The 21,284-nt window shown below is 45.3% G+C and carries 18 protein-coding genes; 6 read left to right on the forward strand and 12 right to left on the reverse strand.

Annotation, left to right across the window (positions count from 1 at the left end; translation table 11 throughout):
* The first annotated feature begins 233 nt into the window (after window positions 1-233).
* Together bchI and FD967_RS07025 are read left to right on the forward strand one after the other, a co-directional pair.
* Complete coding sequence (gene bchI / locus FD967_RS07020; RefSeq protein ID WP_215325259.1) at window positions 234-1,280, forward strand: magnesium chelatase ATPase subunit I; 1,047 nt, start codon at window positions 234-236, stop codon at window positions 1,278-1,280.
* A 27-nt stretch (window positions 1,281-1,307) separates the two neighbouring features.
* Complete coding sequence (locus FD967_RS07025) at window positions 1,308-3,236, forward strand: magnesium chelatase subunit D (RefSeq protein WP_215325260.1); 1,929 nt, start codon at window positions 1,308-1,310, stop codon at window positions 3,234-3,236.
* On the opposite strand, the gene bchO is transcribed toward FD967_RS07025, so the two are convergent.
* Together bchO and FD967_RS07035 are read right to left on the reverse strand one after the other, a co-directional pair.
* Window positions 3,237-4,088 carry an alpha/beta fold hydrolase BchO gene (gene bchO, locus FD967_RS07030; protein ID WP_215325261.1) on the reverse strand — a complete coding sequence of 284 codons (852 nt, stop codon included), beginning with the start codon at window positions 4,086-4,088 and terminating at the stop codon, window positions 3,237-3,239. It abuts the gene before it with no gap.
* A gap of 3 nt (window positions 4,089-4,091) precedes the next feature.
* The gene (locus FD967_RS07035; protein WP_215325262.1) at window positions 4,092-5,018 is read right to left on the reverse strand and encodes an alpha/beta fold hydrolase; all 927 of its coding nucleotides are present in this window, start codon (window positions 5,016-5,018) and stop codon (window positions 4,092-4,094) included.
* Window positions 5,019-5,079: 61 nt separating this feature from the next.
* Here FD967_RS07035 and FD967_RS07040 point away from each other — a divergent pair, with 61 nt between their 5' ends.
* Window positions 5,080-6,063, forward strand: coding sequence for a protochlorophyllide reductase (locus tag FD967_RS07040; protein ID WP_215325264.1), 984 nt, complete (start codon window positions 5,080-5,082; stop codon window positions 6,061-6,063).
* A gap of 33 nt (window positions 6,064-6,096) precedes the next feature.
* On the opposite strand, the gene bchL is transcribed toward FD967_RS07040, so the two are convergent.
* From bchL to FD967_RS07065, 5 genes are all read right to left on the reverse strand, one after another.
* Window positions 6,097-7,002 (reverse strand): ferredoxin:protochlorophyllide reductase (ATP-dependent) iron-sulfur ATP-binding protein, encoded by a 906-nt coding sequence (bchL, locus tag FD967_RS07045; protein ID WP_215325266.1) that lies wholly within the window; start codon window positions 7,000-7,002, stop codon window positions 6,097-6,099.
* Window positions 7,003-7,041: 39 nt separating this feature from the next.
* Window positions 7,042-8,610 (reverse strand): ferredoxin:protochlorophyllide reductase (ATP-dependent) subunit B, encoded by a 1,569-nt coding sequence (bchB, locus tag FD967_RS07050; protein WP_215325267.1) that lies wholly within the window; start codon window positions 8,608-8,610, stop codon window positions 7,042-7,044.
* Complete coding sequence (locus FD967_RS07055; RefSeq protein ID WP_251369006.1) at window positions 8,607-9,890, reverse strand: ferredoxin:protochlorophyllide reductase (ATP-dependent) subunit N; 1,284 nt, start codon at window positions 9,888-9,890, stop codon at window positions 8,607-8,609. Before FD967_RS07055 ends, bchB begins: the two co-directional genes overlap by 4 nt.
* A 271-nt stretch (window positions 9,891-10,161) precedes the next feature.
* Window positions 10,162-10,365 carry a hypothetical protein gene (locus tag FD967_RS07060; RefSeq protein WP_215325268.1) on the reverse strand — a complete coding sequence of 68 codons (204 nt, stop codon included), beginning with the start codon at window positions 10,363-10,365 and terminating at the stop codon, window positions 10,162-10,164.
* A 122-nt stretch (window positions 10,366-10,487) separates the two neighbouring features.
* A complete protein-coding gene (locus FD967_RS07065; protein WP_215325269.1) occupies window positions 10,488-11,453 on the reverse strand; it encodes an NAD(P)-dependent oxidoreductase in 966 nt (321 codons plus the stop codon).
* A 335-nt stretch (window positions 11,454-11,788) separates the two neighbouring features.
* Here FD967_RS07065 and FD967_RS07070 point away from each other — a divergent pair, with 335 nt between their 5' ends.
* Window positions 11,789-13,561: an ABC transporter transmembrane domain-containing protein gene (locus FD967_RS07070; protein ID WP_215325270.1), complete on the forward strand. Its 1,773-nt coding sequence runs from the start codon at window positions 11,789-11,791 to the stop codon at window positions 13,559-13,561.
* A 171-nt stretch (window positions 13,562-13,732) separates the two neighbouring features.
* Window positions 13,733-14,680 carry a 4-hydroxy-3-methylbut-2-enyl diphosphate reductase gene (gene ispH / locus FD967_RS07075; RefSeq protein WP_215325271.1) on the forward strand — a complete coding sequence of 316 codons (948 nt, stop codon included), beginning with the start codon at window positions 13,733-13,735 and terminating at the stop codon, window positions 14,678-14,680.
* A 315-nt stretch (window positions 14,681-14,995) separates the two neighbouring features.
* On the opposite strand, the gene FD967_RS07080 is transcribed toward ispH, so the two are convergent.
* From FD967_RS07080 to FD967_RS07100, 5 genes are all read right to left on the reverse strand, one after another.
* Window positions 14,996-16,597, reverse strand: a complete 1,602-nt coding sequence (locus FD967_RS07080) for an FMN-binding glutamate synthase family protein (protein WP_215325272.1) — start codon at window positions 16,595-16,597, stop codon at window positions 14,996-14,998.
* Between the two features lie 168 nt (window positions 16,598-16,765).
* Window positions 16,766-18,373 carry a glutamine-hydrolyzing GMP synthase gene (gene guaA, locus FD967_RS07085; protein ID WP_215325273.1) on the reverse strand — a complete coding sequence of 536 codons (1,608 nt, stop codon included), beginning with the start codon at window positions 18,371-18,373 and terminating at the stop codon, window positions 16,766-16,768.
* 36 nt (window positions 18,374-18,409) lie between these two features.
* Window positions 18,410-19,876: an IMP dehydrogenase gene (gene guaB / locus FD967_RS07090; protein WP_215325274.1), complete on the reverse strand. Its 1,467-nt coding sequence runs from the start codon at window positions 19,874-19,876 to the stop codon at window positions 18,410-18,412.
* A 26-nt stretch (window positions 19,877-19,902) separates the two neighbouring features.
* Window positions 19,903-20,253, reverse strand: coding sequence for an RnfH family protein (locus FD967_RS07095; RefSeq protein ID WP_215325276.1), 351 nt, complete (start codon window positions 20,251-20,253; stop codon window positions 19,903-19,905).
* Window positions 20,246-20,677, reverse strand: a complete 432-nt coding sequence (locus FD967_RS07100) for a type II toxin-antitoxin system RatA family toxin (RefSeq protein ID WP_215325277.1) — start codon at window positions 20,675-20,677, stop codon at window positions 20,246-20,248. Before FD967_RS07100 ends, FD967_RS07095 begins: the two co-directional genes overlap by 8 nt.
* Before the next feature lie 26 nt (window positions 20,678-20,703).
* On the opposite strand from FD967_RS07100, the gene smpB reads away from it, so the two are divergent.
* Complete coding sequence (gene smpB / locus FD967_RS07105; RefSeq protein WP_215325278.1) at window positions 20,704-21,156, forward strand: SsrA-binding protein SmpB; 453 nt, start codon at window positions 20,704-20,706, stop codon at window positions 21,154-21,156.
* Window positions 21,157-21,284 lie beyond the last annotated feature (128 nt).

Genomic DNA, 21,284 nt, shown 5'->3' on the forward strand with positions numbered 1-21,284 from the left:
CAAATTTAAAAAATTTACTTTTTAGTTTTTGTCTTAGTTTGATTCTTTAAGAATCCTACAATACTGTCAACTAAAATTGACACTTTATTTGATATAAAGCTATCATTTAAGGGTAAGTCCTAGTAAAAAATTAATGCCAGTATATTTACAGAATCAATCATTCATTTACTGATTTGCTGCAATGCAATAAGTAAGATAACCAGGTTTGAATTAAACAATTTCAAGGAATCTGAATGGCACGTAACTACCCTTTCTCTGCAATTGTTGGGCAAGAGGATATGAAGTTAGCAATCTTGATTGCAGCACTCGACCCGAGTGTTGGGGGGGTGCTGGTAATGGGCGACCGTGGTACCGGTAAATCTACGGCAGTGCGCGCACTAGCCGCATTGCTTCCAGAGATGAGCTCAGTTCAAGAGTGTGTATATGCCTGCGATCCAAATGCTGCAAGCGGAACCTGCCCTATATGCGATGAACTCAGAGCCAAACTCAAGATTGGCGGCAAACTGAAGGCCATTAAGAAGGCTGTACCAGTAGTTGACTTGCCATTAGGCGCTACTGAAGACCGAGTCATCGGCGCATTGGATATTGAAAAAGCTTTGAGCTCCGGTGAGAAAGCATACGAACCCGGTCTACTTGCTAAAGCACATCGCGGCTTTCTGTATATAGATGAGGTTAATCTTTTGGAGGATCACTTAGTCGATTTATTGATCGACGTTGCTGCTTCTGGCGTAAACGTAGTTGAGAGGGAAGGCTTGAGTATTCGTCACCCAGCTAAGTTTGTTTTAGTCGGCAGCGGAAATCCAGAGGAAGGTGAATTACGTCCACAACTACTTGATCGTTTTGGACTTGCGGTGGAAGTCAAGACGCCTCAAGAACCAAAGTCTCGGGTAGAGATTATCAAACGACGTGATGAGTTTGAGCGCAATCAAGAAAAGTTCATGGAGATCTGGGAAAAAGAAGACGCCATCATTCGACAACAAATTCAGGCGGGAAAGAAGAAGTTGTCGACTGTGAAGGTCGATGATGCCATGCTAGAAAAAGTCACTCAGCTTTGTAGCCATTTGGGAACTGATGGCTTACGTGGCGAGTTAACACTGCTGCGCGCAACTCGTGCTTATGCAGCCCTGTGCGGAAAAAATCATGTGACGATTGAGCATCTGAAAAAGATTGCAGTGCCTGCCTTGCAGCATCGTCTCAGGCGCAACCCTCTGGATGATTCTAGCTCTGCTGTGCGGGTCAGAAGGGCCTTAGAAGAGCTATTCCCTGAAACCAGTAAGTAAGCAAGATCAATCAATCAATACAGTCTTTTGGAAACTCTAGAACAAACCCAAGAGATCAGCAAGAGTGCCAAACTCGAAACTTGGTTGCGGGCGCTCCAGGTCGCTCAACTCTTAGCCATCAATCCCCATGGCCTGGGAGGCGTGATTTTGCGTGCGCGCTCTGGGCCTGTCAGAGATCGTTGGCTAGCTTATCTCAATACCGTTGCTCAATTAGGCGGTATGCGCCTGCCATTACGAAAAATGCCACTTGGGATCTCTGATGAAAATCTGATTGGTGGTATCGATCTTGATCAAACTTTACGGACTGGTAAAGCTGTTCTCAGACAGGGGCTCCTAGCTCAATGTGATCAGCAGCTATTACTCATGCCAATGGCAGAGAGGGTTGAAGTGGGCGCAGTAGCAAAAGTGGTCAGCGCTTTAGATAATGGATTCATTGCGATTGAACGTGATGGTCAAAGTCGCAGAATTGAAAGTCACTTTGGTGTTGTTGCCTTAGATGAAGGCATCGAAGATGATGAACAACCCAATGAAAAAATTCGGCAAAGAACAGCCTTTCTTCTGAATCTGGACATCATTGGCTGGAGAGATTTACCAGAAACAGATGATGATTTTTTGCCGGATAGGCAATCACTGGATTACGCTAGCGAACACTTTTCAAATGTCAGCATCAGCGAAGATAGTCTGAGTGCGCTTGTAGGAGTAGCTGAGCAACTCGGTGTTGTGTCAATACGTGCGCTGAACTTAGCACTGAATACTGCAAAATGTTTAGCTGCCTTTGATAGAGAATCAGAAGTCAGTAGCATGCACCTCCAGCGCGCTATTGCTTTAGTGTTATCAACCAGAGCAACTCGCTTACCGCAAAGTGCGCCTCCACCTGAAGATGAAAACGAAGCTCCGACTGATGAAGAACAACTAGACGACCAGCCAGAAGAAAGCGTAGATCAAGATCAGCCGCCTCCACCAGAGCCGCCTCCGCTAGAACCTACTGAAGATCAAAATCAGGACCAAGAAAAAAAGGAGGAGAACGAGTCTGAGAAAACAGATTCAGAAAATCCTCAAGCTCTCGATGATGAAATTCTCGAAGCAGCTCAAGCTGCGATTCCCGCCGATCTCTTAGCACGCTTGGCTGATTTAGCCGATTTGAAAACACCGAAAGGGATGGGTGGAAAAACAGGCGCCGTCAAAGTCGGGCGAGTGCGTGGGCGCCCCTTAGGTAATATGCCAGGCATGCCCGAAGGCGGTAAAACCTTAAGCATCATTGATACCTTACGAGCTGCTGTGCCTTGGCAAGGCGTGCGCAGGGCAGAAATGAAGGCTGCTGGTAAGCTCGTCCCTGCAGGAAAAATTCTTATCCGCAAAGAAGATTTTAGGATCAAGCGCTATCAAGAGCGGACTCAAACTTTAACGATGTTTATCGTGGATGCTTCTGGCTCTTCTGCAATGCATCGCCTTGCAGAAGCCAAGGGTGCAGTAGAGCTCTTGCTAGCTGAATGCTATGTGAGACGTGATCAAGTAGCAGTGATGTCATTTAGAGGGAGTGTTGCTGAACTCGTTCTTGCCCCTACTCGTTCATTAGTAAAGGCAAAGCGGGCTTTAAGTGGGCTACCTGGTGGAGGCGGGACCCCTCTATCACGGGCCATTGATGAGTCTTTTGAGATCGCTAGCGCATCGATGAGAAAGGGGCTTACCCCTGCTCTCGTCTTCCTAACGGATGGCCGAGCCAACATTGCTAAAGATGGCTCCCCTGGCAGACCGAAAGCAATGGAAGATGCTCAGCAGTCAGCACGTGCTGCCTCTCACTACTCTTTTAAATCCTTATGGATTGATACCTCACCCCAAGCCAGAGACGAAGGCAAGGCTCTCGCAGCAATGCTTGGGTCGATGTACTTACCTCTCCCGAATGCAGGAGCCACTGAGGTTTCTCAAGCAATCATGCAGGGGCTTAAAAAGGCTTAACTAAGCTAGTCCCTCCAGAATCAGTTTCGCCACTTTGCTTGGTTCGAGCTCGTGCATGATGTGACCACCCTCCCACTTCAAAACCTCTGCAGCAGGGAAATGATCCTGAATAATTTTCTCTAAAGGTTTAGCCGGAATCCACGCATCCTGATTACCTAATACACAGATTAACTTACCTTGATACAAGCCTGCTTCAGATAACACCTTTTGAATGTCTGCCGCTGCCATGAAATTCATAGAACCACGCACGTGATCTGAACGCTCAAAGAGTTTGCGGTAATAAACTCTCCGCGCCTCTGGTAAAAAAGTGTTGGTTGAGTCCAGCAGCTTATCTACCATTCCCAAACTGGGTGACAGCGAAGCAAGCAAACTGGAGAGCGTTGAAGATTTGGTAATGGGGCCTAAGAGCGGTCCAAAGAAACTAGTATAGACAGGCGGTGGCGGTATAAAAGATGGGTTTAAAGCAATGACCAGCTTTGGCTGTTTTGTTGCAGCTACCGCAAAACGGATTGCTAAGGGTGCCCCAGCAGAATGTCCCACTACGATCGAGGGGGCTTCAATTCCCAGTTGCTCGATGAGTAGTTGCAATGAACGCGCAATGACATCTAGCTTGAGGTCTTCTAATCTTGCGCCTTGGGTAAAGGCATGGCCAGGTAAATCTGGCACTAGCACTTGCGCATGGGGCTCCAGCAGAGGAATCAAATCTGACCAAGAGTGGGTTGAGCTTCCAGTACCATGCAGCAGCAAAACTACTGGACCCTTACCTGTGAGCTGAACATGCCAATCTAAATCTCCAACAGAGATAAGCCTGCTATGTTGTCGATTGGGCCAATCTAGGGGTATGCGTTTCATGACTTATAAAAATTCTTTGAGTGCAGCAAGACCGATGGTGGACTGCTCTTCTTGCGGTAAGTGTCCAATATTAGGCAAGGATACTCTCTTCGCATTAGGCATCACCTTCAAATAATCATTGGAATTGGCAATGGGGATAAAGGCATCTTTTTCGCCCCAAAGTAACAATGTGGGTACCTTGATAGTTGCTAAAGAAGGGATTGGGTCTTGTAAAACCGTTTGCTGCATACGAGCCAAAATTGCCCCCCTCACTCCGGGGGCTAGCATCAGATCGTAATAGCGATTCACTAAAGCATCATTTAATGTTTTTGGATTAGCGTAGGCTGGCTCTAGATTCATCGCCAAAAAAGTTTTAGAAAAGAAGTAGCGATAAAGCTCAGCGATGGCGGGAACTTCTGTCTTTTTACCGTACTCCATTCCTGGGCTGGCATATCCATCTGGGGATATGAGTACCAACTTGGCAACTTGATCCGGATAGCGGGCTGCAAACTGCCAAGCAAACTTTCCACCCATAGAGTTGCCTACCAGCACTACCTTAGGAATCTGCAGCTCTTTGAGAAAAGCTTCTAATACTTCCACACTTCTCTGATCGGTATAGATTCCACTGGGATCTTCTCCGGTAAGACCAAATCCTGGTAAATCAAGGGAAATAACGCGGTGCTCACCACTTAGAGCTTCTGACCAGGAATCCCATGTCTGCAAGCTAGATCCGAAGCCGTGCAAAAATAGAATCGGGATTGAATTTTTGGAGGGCCCAGTATCTTGATAATGAACATTGACTCCCAAGGCGCTGACATAAGCAGTTTTAGGTGATCCATAGACTTTCTCCAACTCTGCTTTAGACTTATCGGGAGTCCATAAATAGAGTGCAGCAAGAAATAGAAATGCTGTACATACAATAGCAATAATCTTGAGTGCTTTTAGAAACATTGCGTCTAGCCTTAAAATGACAATAATTCATTATTACCAAAACTAAGACTGTAATAGAAAAATGAACTCCACTACAACTCAACCGCTTGCAATTATTACTGGATCCTCATCTGGCGTTGGTTTATATGCCGCCAAGGCCCTTCTAACCCGAAATTGGCGGCTGATACTGGCAGTCCGAGACCCAAAGAAAATGGAGTTGGTTGCCAAGGCCCATCAATTCGATTCAAACCAATATGAAATTTGGCAATTGGACTTAGGTAATCTGGACAGCGTTCATGCATTTGTAAAGCGCTTTAATGATAGCGGTCAAAAACTCAATACCTTGCTTTGCAATGCCGCAACCTACCTACCCCTCCTAAAAGAGCCAGCGCGCTCGCCACAGGGATTTGAGATCAGCGTAGCTACGAATTACTTTGGGCACTATGTCTTAAGCAGAATGCTACTGGAAAACCTTAAGCAAACGGCAGCAAAAGGTGAGCATGCTCGCCTAATCACTTTGGGCACCGTGACAGCAAACTCAGAAGAATTCGGGGGGAAAGTTCCGATTCCGGCCCCTGCAGATATTGGTGCACTAGAGGGTCTCATGGCTGGATTTAAAGCACCGATTGCCATGATCAATGGAAAGCCTTTTAAGCCAGGCAAGGCTTACAAAGACAGTAAATTGTGCAATATGATCATGAATCGAGAGTTACAAAAAAGATATCACGCTGGCACAGGCGTGATCTTTAATACCCTCTATCCTGGATGCGTAGCTGAGACGGCACTCTTTCGAGACACCCCACCACTCTTCCAGAAAATATTTCCCTGGTTTCAGAAAAATATTACCAAGGGTTATGTTAGCCAGGAACTTGCTGGAGAAAGGGTTGCTCAAGTTGTGGCAGATCCTCACTTTACCCAATCAGGCGTTCATTGGAGCTGGGGCAATCGTAACTCCGCTATCAGAGAACCCTTTGCTCAAGAGCTCTCCATGAAAGCCAAGAGTGAAAAACTGAGCAAGGATCTTTGGGAAATTACTGCCAAGCTCGTTGGCATGCCTAGCGATTAACTAAGTAGCAAACTAAATGAGCAGCTGAGCTACCTAATCAAAACCGAGAAGATCAAATATATCCCTGTCCTTCATTGGCACTGAAGGCAGTGGGTCCGCTCCGAGCCAGAGTGCCGCAGCCAAACGCATGTACTCTTGTTGAACGAGTTCAAGCTCTGGAGAGTATTCCATTTCAAATAAAGTGGATTTCTTCAGGCGACTACGACGAATCACATCCAAGTCAGGAAAGTGGGCCATCGTCTTTAATCCTACTTGTTCATTAAATTTGTCGATTTGATCAGTATCTTTACTGCGATTGGCAATCACGCCCCCCAATCGAACATTGTAGTTTTTTGCCTTTGCTCCAATGGCCTGAATAATACGATTCATCGCAAAAATAGAATCAAAGTCATTAGCAGTAACAATTAGTGCACGATCAGCATGTTGCAGTGGCGCAGCAAAGCCGCCACAAACAACGTCACCTAAAACGTCAAAAATCACGACATCGGTATCGTCTAGCAAATGGTGCTCTTTAAGGAGTTTCACGGTCTGACCGACAACGTAGCCACCACAACCAGTACCAGCTGGCGGTCCGCCTGCCTCTACACACATTACGCCGTTATAACCCTCATAAACAAAGTCTTCAACGCGCAACTCTTCAGAATGAAAGTCCACCTTCTCAAGCACATCGATGACAGTAGGCATGAGTTTTTTTGTGAGCGTGAATGTCGAGTCATGTTTCGGATCGCAACCAATCTGAATGACCCGTTTTCCTAATTTAGAAAAAGCGACTGATAGGTTAGATGATGTCGTGCTCTTACCAATGCCGCCTTTGCCATAAATTGCGAAGACCTTAGCCTTCCCAATTTTTAAATTAGGATCGAGCTGCACCTGAAGGCTGCCTTCGCCATCAGGCGGAGCGCTACGAAAATCTGAAACGGGTATGTTGATTGCTTTCATGCTTTCTAACCTTCACTCTTCTCGACACGAGGTCGATATTTAACTTCTAAAATGTGCCTTTGCATCATACAAAGTTTCTAATGTAATACTCACAAGCCCCTGCTCTACCGCATAACTCTCTGTATTTCTTCTGGCTTTACCTCTTACAAAAAAGGGAATCTTATTGAGTTCTTTTTCTGCGTCAGTTTCCCAGGCAGGTGATCCATTTTTAGAGGGGACCATAGCAGGTGCTTTATCTAAGTTTTCTTTAGCAGGAGCGGAGGCATGCCCAAGATGCGATGGCATGGCACCGTCATGAAATTCAAAATCCCCTTTGAACATGCCAATTAAATGCTCCTCTAGACCCATCATGAGTGGATGAACCCAAGAATCAAATAATACGCAGGCACCCTCAAAGCCCATTTGCGGCGAGTAGCGAGATGGAAAGTCTTGTACGTGAACTGGCGATGAAATCACCGCACAAGGAATTTTCAAGCGCTTGGCAATATGACGCTCCATCTGCGTTCCCAAAATTAACTCTGGCTGAAGCTCGGTAATCTTTTCTTCAACCTCTAAATAATCGTCTGTGATGATTGCTTCAAGCCCAAGTTCGGCAGCAGCTTCACGTACTTCACGAGCCAATTCGCGACTATAGGTTCCCAATCCAACTACTTTGAAGCCCATTTCATGAGCCGCTACTTTTGCCGCTGCGATTGCATGCGTAGCATCACCAAAAATAAATACTCGTTTATTGGTGAGATAGGTTGAGTCTACCGATAAGGCATACCAACGCGCCTTGGATGATTGGCTTAATTTTTCGACATCACATTCAATACCTGCTAACTGGCAGACTTCAGCTATAAACGCTTTAGTACCTTTAAATCCAATCGGAATCGTTTTGGTTGAGGGTTGACCAAAGCTGCGGCTCATCCAAGTTATCGCAGTGTTTGCAGTCTCTGGATATAAATTGACGTTAAAGTCAGCCTCATGCAAGCGCGCAATATCCGCTGGATCAGCACCCAGTGGCGCAACCACATTGATCTCAATACCCAAGTCACGCAATAAGCGTGAAATTTCTTCGACATCATCGCGATGACGAAACCCTAAAGCAGTAGGACCTAGAATATTGCAACTTGGCTTCGCGCCAGATGCTCGTGCCGGGCGTTGTTGTCCTGGCGACAAAATAAATGATTGCCCTAACAAACGAACCATTTGGTAAAAAGTCTCTGCCGCACCCCAGTTCTCTTTCTTTTGATAGGCCGGTAATTCAAGCGGCAATATCGGAACTGGCAAATCGAGGGCGGCAGCTAATCCACCTGGATCATCTTGAATGAGTTCAGCTGTACAAGAAGCGCCCACCATCAATAAATCGGGTTTAAAACGGGCATAAGCTGTTCTTGCAGCATCTTTAAATAACTCTGCAGTATCACTCCCTAAATCACGCGCCTGAAAAGTCGTATAGGTTACTGGCGGCCGCTTTTTCATCCGCTCAATCATGGTGAATAGAAGATCCGCATAGGTATCCCCTTGTGGAGCATGTAGCACATAATGCACCTTCTCCATTGCCGTAGCGATTCGCATCGCACCGACATGCGGTGGTCCTTCATAGGTCCAGAGTGTTAACTTCATGCTGCCTCTACCATCATGAGCTTATTTTTTCTTGTTAAGGGACGCGCAAATAACTCTGCAAGATCAGCTGCCTGATTAAATCCTTGAATCGGCGTAAAGACAAGCTCAATAGACCACTTAGTCGTAAAGCCCTCAGCTTCTAATGGATTGGCCAAGCCTAAGCCGCATACCACCATGTCTGGTTCTTGCGCACGACAACGGTCCAATTGATTCTCTACATTTTGACCTTCAGACAATTGAGTCTTGGGATCCAACATCGCTAGCTCTTCTGCCATATGCTGACGATGCAAATATGGAACGCCCACTTCCATCAGATTCATACCGAGCTCTCTATTTAAATAACGCGCTAACGGTATTTCCAATTGAGAGTCTGGGAAAAAGAAAATGGATTTGCCCTGCAAGACTGCGCGATGCGGTTCAAGTGATTTATTGGCACGATCCCTTTGTGGAGCGATTACTTTTTCAAATAGCTCGGGGGAAACATTCAAAGCAGTAGCTGCGGCTGAGAACCATTTTTCCGTTCCTTCTACCCCCAATGGAAAAGGTGCGGCAATTCTTTGAGCACCCATATTCTCTAGGAACCTAGCGGTATCCGTTAGAAATGGCTGAGCTAATAAATATTTGGTCTTTGGGCCGACAACGATTCTTTGGGTTGATTCACGTGGCGGGAAAAAAGCAAAAGACTGTAAGCCCAGATCTTTAAAAATACGATGAAATTGATCCTCGACAACATCAGCCAAGCAACCCACCACCAATAGCTCAACTTCATCAGATTTGGTTGACTGAGGTAAATCCTGCACTAGCGCAGCCAAACAAGCATCTTCGCCTTGGGTAAAGGTTGTTTCAATGCCGCTGCCAGAGTAATTCAGAATGCGCACATTCGGAGCAAATGTTTTACCTAAGCGTTGTGCCGCCCTTGATAAATCCAACTTAATCACCTCAGAAGGACAAGAGCCCACCAAGAACAATAGCTTGATATCTGGACGACGTTCGAGTAATTGCTTTACCACCTTGTCTAGTTCGTCATTTGCATCTGCAAGTCCAGCTAAATCACGATCATCAATAATGGCAGTGGCAAAACGGGGCTCTGCAAAAATCATCACACCTGCTGCAGACTGAATCAAGTGAGCACAGGTACGAGAGCCGACCACTAGAAAGAAGGCATCTTGAATTTTTCGATGAAGCCAGATAATCCCAGTGAGGCCGCAGAATACTTCCCTTTGCCCACGCTCTTTTAAGGGCTGGAAATCCATCTTCACTTCCTGGGTGACAGAATTCAATTCTGGCCCCTGGCGTTGATATGCGACTTGAATTGAAGATTAAAGCTGTGAATCATGGGATTAATTTCAAAAAGGGTCAGGCAGCAGGAAAATAGTTATTCAATTAAATGTAACAATAATCTTACACAGTAAAGGGGTTCTTAAGCGCTATTAGATATAAGTGTTTATACCCATCAATTGACCAAAATCAAGAAATGACTTATTCACGAATCCAATGAAAAAACCCCAAATACTGGAGCATTTGGGGTTTTTACTACCTAAGAGTAGAGCCTTATCTTTGTGACTTTAGTAATGCCTTGAATGTCAGGATGCTCAGAGCAATTGCAATGCCTAGCGACACTAAAAACATGGCAAATTTGGATTGGGTCTGACCCGTAGGGAAGATTAGATAGAAGGCAACGGTAATGCTGACCACCATTCCAAAAAATCCCGCTATCTTGGAAATCCGGTCTTTCATATCGTGAAATTTAAACATACTCTGCATCCTTTCAAGGTTTATCTATTCTGCAAATCAGATCACCAATTAATGATCGCTCACTGACTGAGAAAACTTTAAACTGCGTCTTTGTTTGAGTCAATATTACTAGGGTATACCCTTTATCTATTAGTTGATTTCTCTATCTCAACCATGCCCTCTTCCATGGTGTAAGACGGCTCATAAGCCAATTGATCTTTGGCCTTTTGAATGGAGACAGAAAAAGGGTGCGCCATTAAGTGAACCATTTCTCTAATTAAGGGGGGATCGCCACGAAGCGGCAAGTATTTCCAGCCATTTTCCGTGAAACGCGCCAGGGGTCTGGCAAGGGAACGGGGTATGGATAGAGCTGGTACTTTGTACTTACCCGCCTTCAGTCTCATACTCATCCATTGCCTAAACTGAATTGGTGGTCCATCGCTGATAAAAAAACTTTCTTGGTTTGAATTGGACAACAGTGATTTATTGACCGCTTCACAAAGATTTTGAATATAGCAAGTTGAGAATGGATAATTGCCTTGATCAAACCAGCCAAATTTGTTTAGATCTGCAGCTCTGCCCAAGAATCGATCAACAATATCGCCCTTGCCCCAGATAGAGGACGGCCTGAGGCTGATTGTTTGGAGCGTCTCATTTCCAGCATGAAGGACTAATTGCTCTGCTTGCGACTTGCTGTGACTGTATGGAAAGTTCTTTAATAGTGGCAAAGTTCGAGATTCTGCAATGTTCAGATTTAGCCCCAATGGATTTTTAGCAATTGAGGCATCACTCATATAAATGAACTGCTTAATACCCGCCCGCCTTGATGACTCAAGAATATTTTTCGTCATGAAAACATTAGTCTCCAGTAGTGCTTCTTCTGAGTTCCAAAGCTTCATCTCTGCTGCGCAATGAATCACGACATCTAAACCCTGAATTCTCTTTGATAAACCCTCCACATCATTCAGGTTTCCTGACCAAACTTCAGGATTAGAGTGAGATTCAATATTGATAGCTTGAGGTGCACGAAAGTGGCATACAAGCTCATGACCCTCTGAAGTCAAAGACTCAATCAAATGACTACCTACGAAACCACTAGCTCCAGTCAAGAAGATCTTCATTTGCTAAACAGTTGGGCAAGAAATAATGCAGATTTTCCGTAGTAATGAGCGGTGGCTAGCAATACTTTTGGAGAGAGGGCGATTATTGAAGCAAGCAATAAGATGTAGAAGGACCAATGCCTGGTAGATCCATAGGCGCCCAATATAATCAGCCCCAGAAAAATGAATCTACGCACTTGACCTCGAGGTAGCCAGGGACTTCTTTTGTAGAGGGGCTCTTTATGAGTTACGGAGCTTTCGCCTGTCATCTTCCTGTGGTCACTAAAAAACAAATTCAAACTAATCTAAGTGAACTATCATAGATAATTATTAGGGATTATTCAATGACCAAGCAGAGCAACAAGACAAATCCCCGTGGATTTCGCACCCTAGCAGCGCTACTCCCTTTTTTAAAGCCGTATAAAAAACAATTTGTATTGGCCGTCTTTAGTCTAGTGCTTGCTGCAAGCGCCACATTGGCGGTCCCTTTCTCTTTTAGACAAATCATCGATTTGGGATTTAATGCCAATAGCGGCAACCAAATTAATACTACTTTTTTAACGCTATTTATTGTTGCTGGCTTAGTGGCCTTAGGAACGTCTCTGCGTTTTTATATGGTGTCCTGGTTAGGCGAAAAAATTACAACTGATATTCGCTCGGCAGTTTATAGCCACGTCATTAAGCAGAGTCCTGAGTTCTTCGAGTCCACTCATAGCGGCGAAATACTCTCACGCCTTAATACGGACACTGTGCTAATACAGACGCTCATTGGAACCAGCGTCTCAATGGCCATCAGAAATCTTCTTTTACTGGCAGGCGGCTTGGTGATGATGTTTATTACCAGTCCTAAATTATCAGTATTGATTTTCGCTACTCTATTACTCACCATCATTCCAACAGTGATTATGGGCAGACGAGTAAGAAAGCTATCTCGCAATTCACAAGATAAGATTGCGAACGCCTCTGCCATGGCAAGTGAAAAATTAAATGCGATACCGACAATTCAATCATTCACAAATGAAGCAATCGAAATTAATCGTTTTAATCAATCCATTCATACGGCTCTAGATGCGGCCATTACTCGAACACGGGCAAGAGCCTTGCTCACATTTGTAGCCATATTGTTTGGTTTTACCAGCATTATTTTGGTGCTTTGGCTTGGCGCCTATGCAGTCATGGACAATCAAATAACTGCTGGAGAATTGTCTCAGTTTATTTTGTATGCAGTGATTGTTGCGGGCGCAATAGCAGGCATTTCTGAAGTGATTGGCGATACACAAAGAGCGATTGGTGCAAGCGACCGCCTTCTAGAACTCTTAAATGTGGAGTCCTCCGTTAAAGCTCTCGCTAATGTGAAATCAATCCCCCAAGTCAATGCAGCTGGCGTTGAAGTACAAATACACAATCTCAATTTTCACTACCCATCGAATCAAAATAGTGTTTTGACTGATCTATCCCTAGAGATTAAACCCGGTCAAAGAATTGCAATCGTAGGCCCTTCAGGTGCTGGGAAGACTACGCTCTTTCAGCTATTGCAGCGCTTCTATGATCCCACTAGCGGAGAAATTCTTTTTAATGGCATTGATATTCGCAAGCTTGAGCTCGAAGCACTAAGAAAGTTAATTGGCGTTGTTCCCCAAGATATTGTGATTTTTTCAGATAATGCCATGGAGAATATTCGCTTTGGCAGGATGGATGCGACTGATGATGAAGTTCTAGCTGCCGCTCGCCTTGCTATCGCGGATGAATTTATCTCCAAACTACCAGAGGGATATCAAACCTTCTTAGGTGATCGAGGCATCCGCTTATCTGGGGGACAAAAACAGCGAATTGCGATTGCGCGAGTACTGTTAAAAAATCCCGCCCTGTTACTCTTAGATGAGGCCACGAGCGCCTTAGATGCTGAGTCTGAATTACTCGTGCAGCGCGCGCTTGAGGCAGCAATGGATCATCGGACAACCATTGTGATTGCCCATAGGCTTTCCACCGTAAAGCAAGCTGACAAAATTATCGTGCTGGAACATGGGCAGATCATTGAAACTGGTACCCATGCTGATTTAATTCAACGAAGTGGACTTTATGCCCGTTTAGCTAAACTTCAATTTACTGATCGATAACAGAGCATCCCTTAGGGGGAATTAATTCAGGGATTAAGAGGCCTATGAACTCCTAGGGTTTATACGGATGATTAGAGTAAACACTAGTTAACGAAAAAATTATTGGCATTTAGGCTTAATGTTTTAAAAAGCAATCCAATAGCTGTTCACTAGTCAAACTGAAAACACTCCATGCTTTCTTCAGGCGCCAATCAATCTAAACAAATTTTTTTAGCCCAGCCTAGAGGTTTTTGTGCTGGTGTTGAAAGAGCCATCACGATTGTAGAAGAAGCTTTGAAGAAATATGGCAGCCCTATTTACGTGAGGCATGAGATTATTCACAACGCCTATGTTGTAAAAGATTTTCAGGCAAGAGGGGTTATTTTTGTCAACGACGTATCGGAGGCACCCGAGGGATCTATTCTGATCTTTAGTGCGCATGGTGTAGCTAGAGCGGTTAAAAATGAAGCTCAATTTCGCAAGCTAACCGTTTTTGATGCAACCTGTCCTTTAGTCTCAAAGGTCCATGCTGAGGTGATTCGCTTAAATGCAAGTGGTTATCAAATTATCATGATTGGCCATCTTGGGCATCCTGAAGTTGAGGGGACGATAGGCCAAATTGATGCTCCGGTTCATCTCATTGAAAAAGTGGCTGATGTAGAGGGCTTAAGGTTTAAAGAAGGTGAATTGCTCGCCTTTGTTACTCAAACCACCCTATCGGTAGACGAAACCTCTGAAATCACTGCCGCTCTATTAAAGAAATATCCGCATATTCATGCACCTAAGAAACAGGATATTTGTTACGCCACGCAAAATCGACAAGATGCTGTTAAAGCAATGCTGCCTTTGGTTGAGATGGTGATAGTCGTTGGTAGCCCAAATAGCTCAAACTCCAAAAGACTTCAGGAGTTATCCTTAAAGATGCAGGTTCCTGCGTTTTTAGTAGACGATCCGCTGGACATAAAACCAGAGTGGTTTGCTGGAGTGAACAATATCGGCATTACAGCCGGAGCATCCGCTCCCGAAGAATTAACAGCCAAAGTGATCAAAGCCATCAAAACGCTTTCAAAAGGTGTGGTGCTACCCATGAAAGGTATCGCCGAAAACATCAACTTTTCTTTACCTAAGGGACTAGTTTAGACACCCCGCCTGCTTTCTATTTCTAGAAAATAAAATTACGTCCAATACGTAGAACTATTGATTCCAGCTTTTGAAAAAAGAGCTTGATACAGCGGCTAAGAAATAGCATGCCATGCCAATAATGAAGATGTAATACTCGCCAGTATTGAAGAATAGTACTAATCCTACTATCGTTATACCAAGGGAGAGAACGCTGAGTATTGTTTTAGCAAACATATTAATTCCTAAAATTAAATTATTAATCTTTACCTATATTAAGACAAAAAAGGGTTTAGTGCACTTGGGCTCAAATGGCGAGGGTGGAGTTAGGTAGACTTATAGCGGGGCTAAGCCAAATCTACTAGTTTGAGCCCTTTCCCAATACTGAACAAACTCCTGAGGTAAATCTTTTTGTAGAGAAGCGTCAGTACCTTGCAGTAGCGCTCCAGGAGTCAGGGTTGAGAGCTGAGATGCCAGCGAAGTTATCTTGCCAGAACCATCTCTGCACAAAAGATAATCAGGTGTAATTTCATTAGGATGCATGAGACCTGCAGAGCCAATTAAATCTGCCAAAGAAGCAACAGTATTCTGATGGAATGCAAATACTCGCTCAGCCTTATCAGGAACTACCAATGCTCTTTGACGACCCAAATCCTGAGTTGCAACACCTGTAGGACACTTATCTGTATGGCATGTTCGTGACTGAATGCAACCCAACGCAAACATAAACCCTCTTGCAGAGTTACACCAATCAGCCCCTAATGCAATAGCTCGAATAATGTCATAGCCAGAAATAATTTTTCCAGAAGCCCCGATCGCAATCTCCCTGCGCTGATTGATTCCGACCAAGGTGTTATGTACCAATCTAAGGCCGTCGCGAAGTGGCATCCCAACATGATCCGTAAATTCAACAGGGGCGGCACCAGTACCACCCTCGCTTCCATCAACCACAATAAAGTCGGGGCTAATGCCTGTCTCTAGCATCGCCTTAGCAATACCAAAAAACTCCCACGGCTGACCGACGCATAATTTAAAGCCAACTGGCTTACCGCCGCTTAACTTACGCAAACGCGCAATGAATTTCATCAACTCTAAAGGAGATGAAAATTCAGCATGGTGGGCTGGAGAGATGCAATCCTCACCAATCGGCACGCCTCTAGTAGCAGCAATTTCGGCTGTGACTTTAGCTCCAGGCAGGACTCCTCCATGACCAGGCTTAGCGCCCTGAGATAGCTTAATTTCCACCATCTTGATTTGTGGATCCACCACCTGAGCAGTAAATTTTTCTTCTGAAAATCGACCATTCTCAGCACGACAACCAAAATATCCAGACCCGATTTCCCAAATAATATCGCCGCCGAACTCGCGATGATATGCAGAGATTGAGCCTTCGCCAGTATCGTGAGCAAATCCACCCAACTTTGCACCTCTATTGAGCGCTCTAATGGCATTTGGGGAAAGCGATCCAAAACTCATCGCAGAAATATTGAATATAGATAAAGAGTAAGGCTGAAGACAGCTTGAACCGCCAACTTGAATACGAAATGTACTTGGGTCAGGATGGCACGGAGAATTTGAGTGTCCCAACCATTCACCTTCAGAACCATACATCGACTTGATTGAACCAAATCCTCGCTTATCGTTATCTTTTTTAGATCGGCTATAAACCATAGCCCTTTGATTTCTTGAAAAAGGAATTTTTTCCTCATCATCTTCTAGGAAGTATTGACGTATCTCGGGGCGGATATATTCAAGCAGGAATCGAAAATGTCCTATCAAAGGGTAATTGCGCAATACTGAATGATGCTTTTGGATTGAATCTTTTAGACCAATCAAAAATAATACTAAGAAAAATATAGCTAAATATGGGCTATATGAAAAAGATAGGGGGCCAAGTATGCCAGTTGAGAGCCAAAAAAAATATCTGGAATAATGCATTTAAAAACCTCCTGCCTAGGTTTTGTTAGCCAATATTAAAAAATTAGATGTTGATTTAAAAATACAGCGAGAAGTACAAAATAAGTGGGTTGACTGAGGCTTTACTCCGAGAAAATAATACCTCAAATGCGCATGAAAAAATCTTTATCAATTAATGGTATTAGCTTTTCATTCCCACTCAATAGTTGCTGGGGGTTTTCCGCTGATATCGTAGACCACACGATTGATGCCACGTACTTCATTGATGATGCGATTGGAGACCTTACCTAGTAAATCATGCGGCAAGTGCGCCCAATGCGCGGTCATGAAGTCTTGTGTTTGAACTGCTCTGAGGGCGACAACGTATTCATAGGTTCTACCGTCACCCATGACGCCTACTGATTTCACTGGCAAGAACACGGCAAAGGCTTGGCTAGTAAGGTCATACCAAGATTTTTGACTAGCTTCATCAATCGTATTGCGCAATTCTTCAATAAAGATGGCGTCAGCACGTTGCAAGAGATCGGCGAATTCCGCCTTCACCTCGCCCAAGATGCGCACACCAAGACCAGGCCCTGGGAATGGATGGCGATAAACCATCTCACGCGGTAAACCTAAAGCAACCCCGAGCTCACGTACTTCATCTTTAAATAATTCACGTAATGGCTCAAGTAACTTGAGATGCATGTCTTCAGGCAAGCCACCCACGTTGTGATGACTCTTAATCGTATGCGCGCCCTTCTTACCTTTACCGGCAGACTCAATCACGTCTGGATAAATGGTTCCTTGAGCAAGCCACTTAGCATTGGCAATCTTGCCAGACTCAGCCTGGAAAATCTCTACGAATTCTTTACCGATGATTTTGCGCTTGGCTTCAGGATCTGCAACACCAGCAAGCTCGGACATGAATTTGTCTTTAGCATCAACCCGAATGACTTTGACGCCGAGATTGCGGGCAAACATTTCCATCACCATATCGCCTTCGTTTAAACGAAGTAGGCCATGATCAACAAATACGCAAGTGAGTTGCTCACCAATCGCACGATGAATTAATGCCGCAGCTACGCTAGAGTCAACACCACCGGATAAACCTAAAATGACTTCTTCATCACCGACTTGCTTGCGAATATGCTCAACTGCTTCGCTAATGTAGTCGCCCATGACCCAGTCTGGTTTGCACTGACAGATCTCATGCACGAAGCGACTTAAGATTGCCTCGCCTTGTAATGTATGTGTTACTTCAGGATGGAATTGGAATGCATAAAAACGGCGCTCTTCATCAGCCATGCCAGCAATTGGACATGATTGTGTTGAAGCCATGAGCTTGAAAGCTGGTGGCAATGTAGTTACAGAGTCACCATGACTCATCCACACCTTCAGAATGCCGTGACCTTCACTAGTAGAAAAGTCTTGAATACCTTTGAGCAGATTGGTATGGCCATGGGCGCGCACTTCTGAATAACCAAACTCACGGGCTTTACCCAAGGATTCTGCCGAAGCAACTGCGCCACCCAATTGGGTTGCCATAGTTTGCATGCCGTAGCAAATACCTAAAACGGGAACGCCTAATTCAAAAACGATTTGCGGCGCACGAGGGCTACCCTCTTCCGTTACAGAGCTAGGTCCACCTGAAAGAATGATGCCTTTACCACCCTGCTCTTGAATGAACTTACGAATGAATTCTGGATCACAATCATAGGGATGGATTTCAGAATAGACACGCGCATCACGCACGCGTCGGGCAATCAATTGGGTGACTTGTGAGCCAAAGTCAAGAATCAGTATTTTGTCATGCACGAAAGGATTACCTTAAATTCAGCCTGCTGTTACTTCTTAATCAATATGGTAATTCGGCGCTTCCTTGGTGATCTTCACATCATGAACGTGTGACTCGCGTACACCCGCTGAAGTGATCTCCACAAAATTCGCTTTCTCATGAAGCTCATCAATAGTCTTGCAACCCAAGTAACCCATTGAAGAACGAATACCACCAGTCAGTTGATGCAAGATGGCAAGGACGCTACCTTTGTAAGGTACTTGACCTTCAATACCTTCCGGCACTAGCTTCTCAGCATTCGCTGCACTGATGTCACTTTGGAAGTAACGATCTGCAGAGCCGTCTGCCATTGCGCCCAAAGAACCCATACCGCGATAACTCTTGTATGAACGACCTTGATACAGGAATACTTCGCCTGGGGCTTCTTCAGTGCCAGCAAACATACCGCCCATCATGACCGAACTTGCACCAGCAGCCAAGGCTTTTGCAACGTCACCGGAGTAACGCACGCCACCATCAGCAATTAAAGGAATACCTGTACCCTTGAGTGCAGCAGCCACATTCACGATGGCGCTAATCTGAGGTACGCCTACACCCGCAACAATACGGGTGGTACAAATAGAGCCAGGGCCAATGCCAACCTTGACGCCATCAGCGCCGTGATCAGCCAATGCTTTAGCCGCTTCACCTGTGGCAATGTTTCCGCCAATCACTTGTACATGAGGGTAATTTTTCTTAACCCACTTCACGCGATCTAAAACACCTTGGCTATGACCGTGTGCGGTATCCACCACAATCACATCGACGCCCGCACGAACTAAGAGCTCAATACGCTCATCATTGTCGGGACCAACGCCGACAGCAGCGCCAACGCGCAATTTACCTTCGCTATCTTTGCAGGCATTCGGATGTTCTGTCGCCTTTAAGATATCTTTAACGGTGATCAGGCCACGTAATTCAAACTTGTCGTTGACTACTAGAACACGCTCTAAGCGATGCTGACTCATCAAGCGCTTTGCCTCTTCTAGAGAGCAACCTTCTTTGACTGTGATTAAGCGCTCACGTGGAGTCATCTTGGTTTTTACTGGCGCATCTAAATCTTCTTCAAAGCGCAAGTCGCGGTTGGTAATAATGCCCACTACCTCTTTGCCAGTCAGCACCGGAAATCCGGAGAAACCATGCTCACGAGAAAGTTGAATAACTTGGCGTAGTGTGACACTAGGATCCACAGTAATAGGATCGCGCAAAATGCCGGACTCGTAACGCTTGACCTTGGCCACTTCCCTAGCCTGTTCAGTAGGCTTGAGATTTTTATGAACAATACCAATGCCACCTTCGCTAGCCATGGCAATTGCCAAACGGCCTTCAGTGACGGTATCCATCGCTGCAGACACCAACGGTGTATTGAGTGAAATTTCTCGAGTTAACATACTTGCCAAGCTGGCATCTCGAGGGAGTACCGAAGAATAAGCCGGTACGAGGAGCACATCGTCAAAAGTGAGTGCTTTTTGAATGAGTCGCATGCAAAACCCCTAGTCGCAAAAACCGATTATAGCCTCCTAGCCTTTCTTTTAGCTGCGGCAGCCTGGAATTTGGCATCTTGATTCTGATTGGCCTTCTTGCGACGGACAGCCTTGGGGTCAACCAGGAGCGGAGAATACAGCTCTAGGCGATCACCGTCGTAAATAGGGCTATCCCACTCCTTCCGCTTGCCAAAGACGCCGAAACAGCCTTTTCTGGCCAAGACGGAATCATTGGGGCCTTTGGCAATTCCAGCTTTAGTGAGGGCAAGTCCTACAGTAGGAGCCTCGGAGGGCAATAAGTGCAGCGTGAAAGGGCTTAAATGAGGCTCACCTAAGCGGGCATCACAAATCAGAATCTCCATAGACTGGCTAGCCATAGAGATCTTCAGCCCGCTTGACGAAACAATCCACAAAGGTGCCTGCAATATGCCCGAAGACTGGGCCAATAATCTTATCTAGGATGACGCTCTTAAACTCCCAGTGCAGCTTAAATTCCACCTTGCAGGCATCCTCCTTGAGGGGAATGAAGTTCCACTGCCCAGAAAAATGCTTGAACGGGCCATCCACAAAGACCATCTCAATGCTTTCGGGGCGAAGATTGGTGTTTCGAGTATGGAAATACTGATTAATACCCTTAAAGTGGATATTGATTTTGGCATCCAAAACAGTCTCGGATTGCTCAAAAATTTCCACACCGCCGCACCAGGGCAAGAACTCTGGGTAGCGGGCAACGTCAGTTACTAAACCATACATGCGGTCCGCGGATTGGCCAATTAAAACGGTCTTGTTGACGTCTGCCATAATCAATCTTGAGAAGCTAAATAAATATGAGTATCGTCGAAAACAAAAAAGCCTTCTTCGATTATTTTATCGAGGAACGATTCGAGGCAGGGCTGGTTCTGGAAGGTTGGGAAGTAAAAGCCATCCGCGCCGGTCGCGTGCACGTCAAAGAAGCGTATGTTGTCATCCGTCGGGCGGAGCTGTTCCTGATCGGCTGCCATATTACCCCCCTGCTATCAGCTTCCACCCACATAGTCCCTGACAGCATCCGCACCCGCAAACTTCTCCTCAATGCAATTGAGATTAAAAAGCTTATCGGTAAAGTAGAGCAAAAAGGCTACACCCTTGTCCCATTGAACTTACATTTCTCCAAAGGGAATGTGAAGTGCGAGATTGGATTAGCCCGTGGCAAGAAACAGCATGACAAACGCGCTGCCACCAAAGAGCGTGAATGGGAAGTTCAAAAGGGTCGAATTGCTCGAGGCGACCTCAACGCATAATTTCCTGAAGCTATAGAGGCTCAATAATCTCAGGCGCTCAATTCCATTGGAGAGTAAGCCGCTATAGATATGCACCAATTAAGTGCATTGAGCACCAAGCTGCCCCATCACCCCAAATGCAGTAAACC

The organism is Polynucleobacter sp. JS-Mosq-20-D10 (assembly GCF_018687755.1).
Classification (GTDB): domain Bacteria; phylum Pseudomonadota; class Gammaproteobacteria; order Burkholderiales; family Burkholderiaceae; genus Polynucleobacter.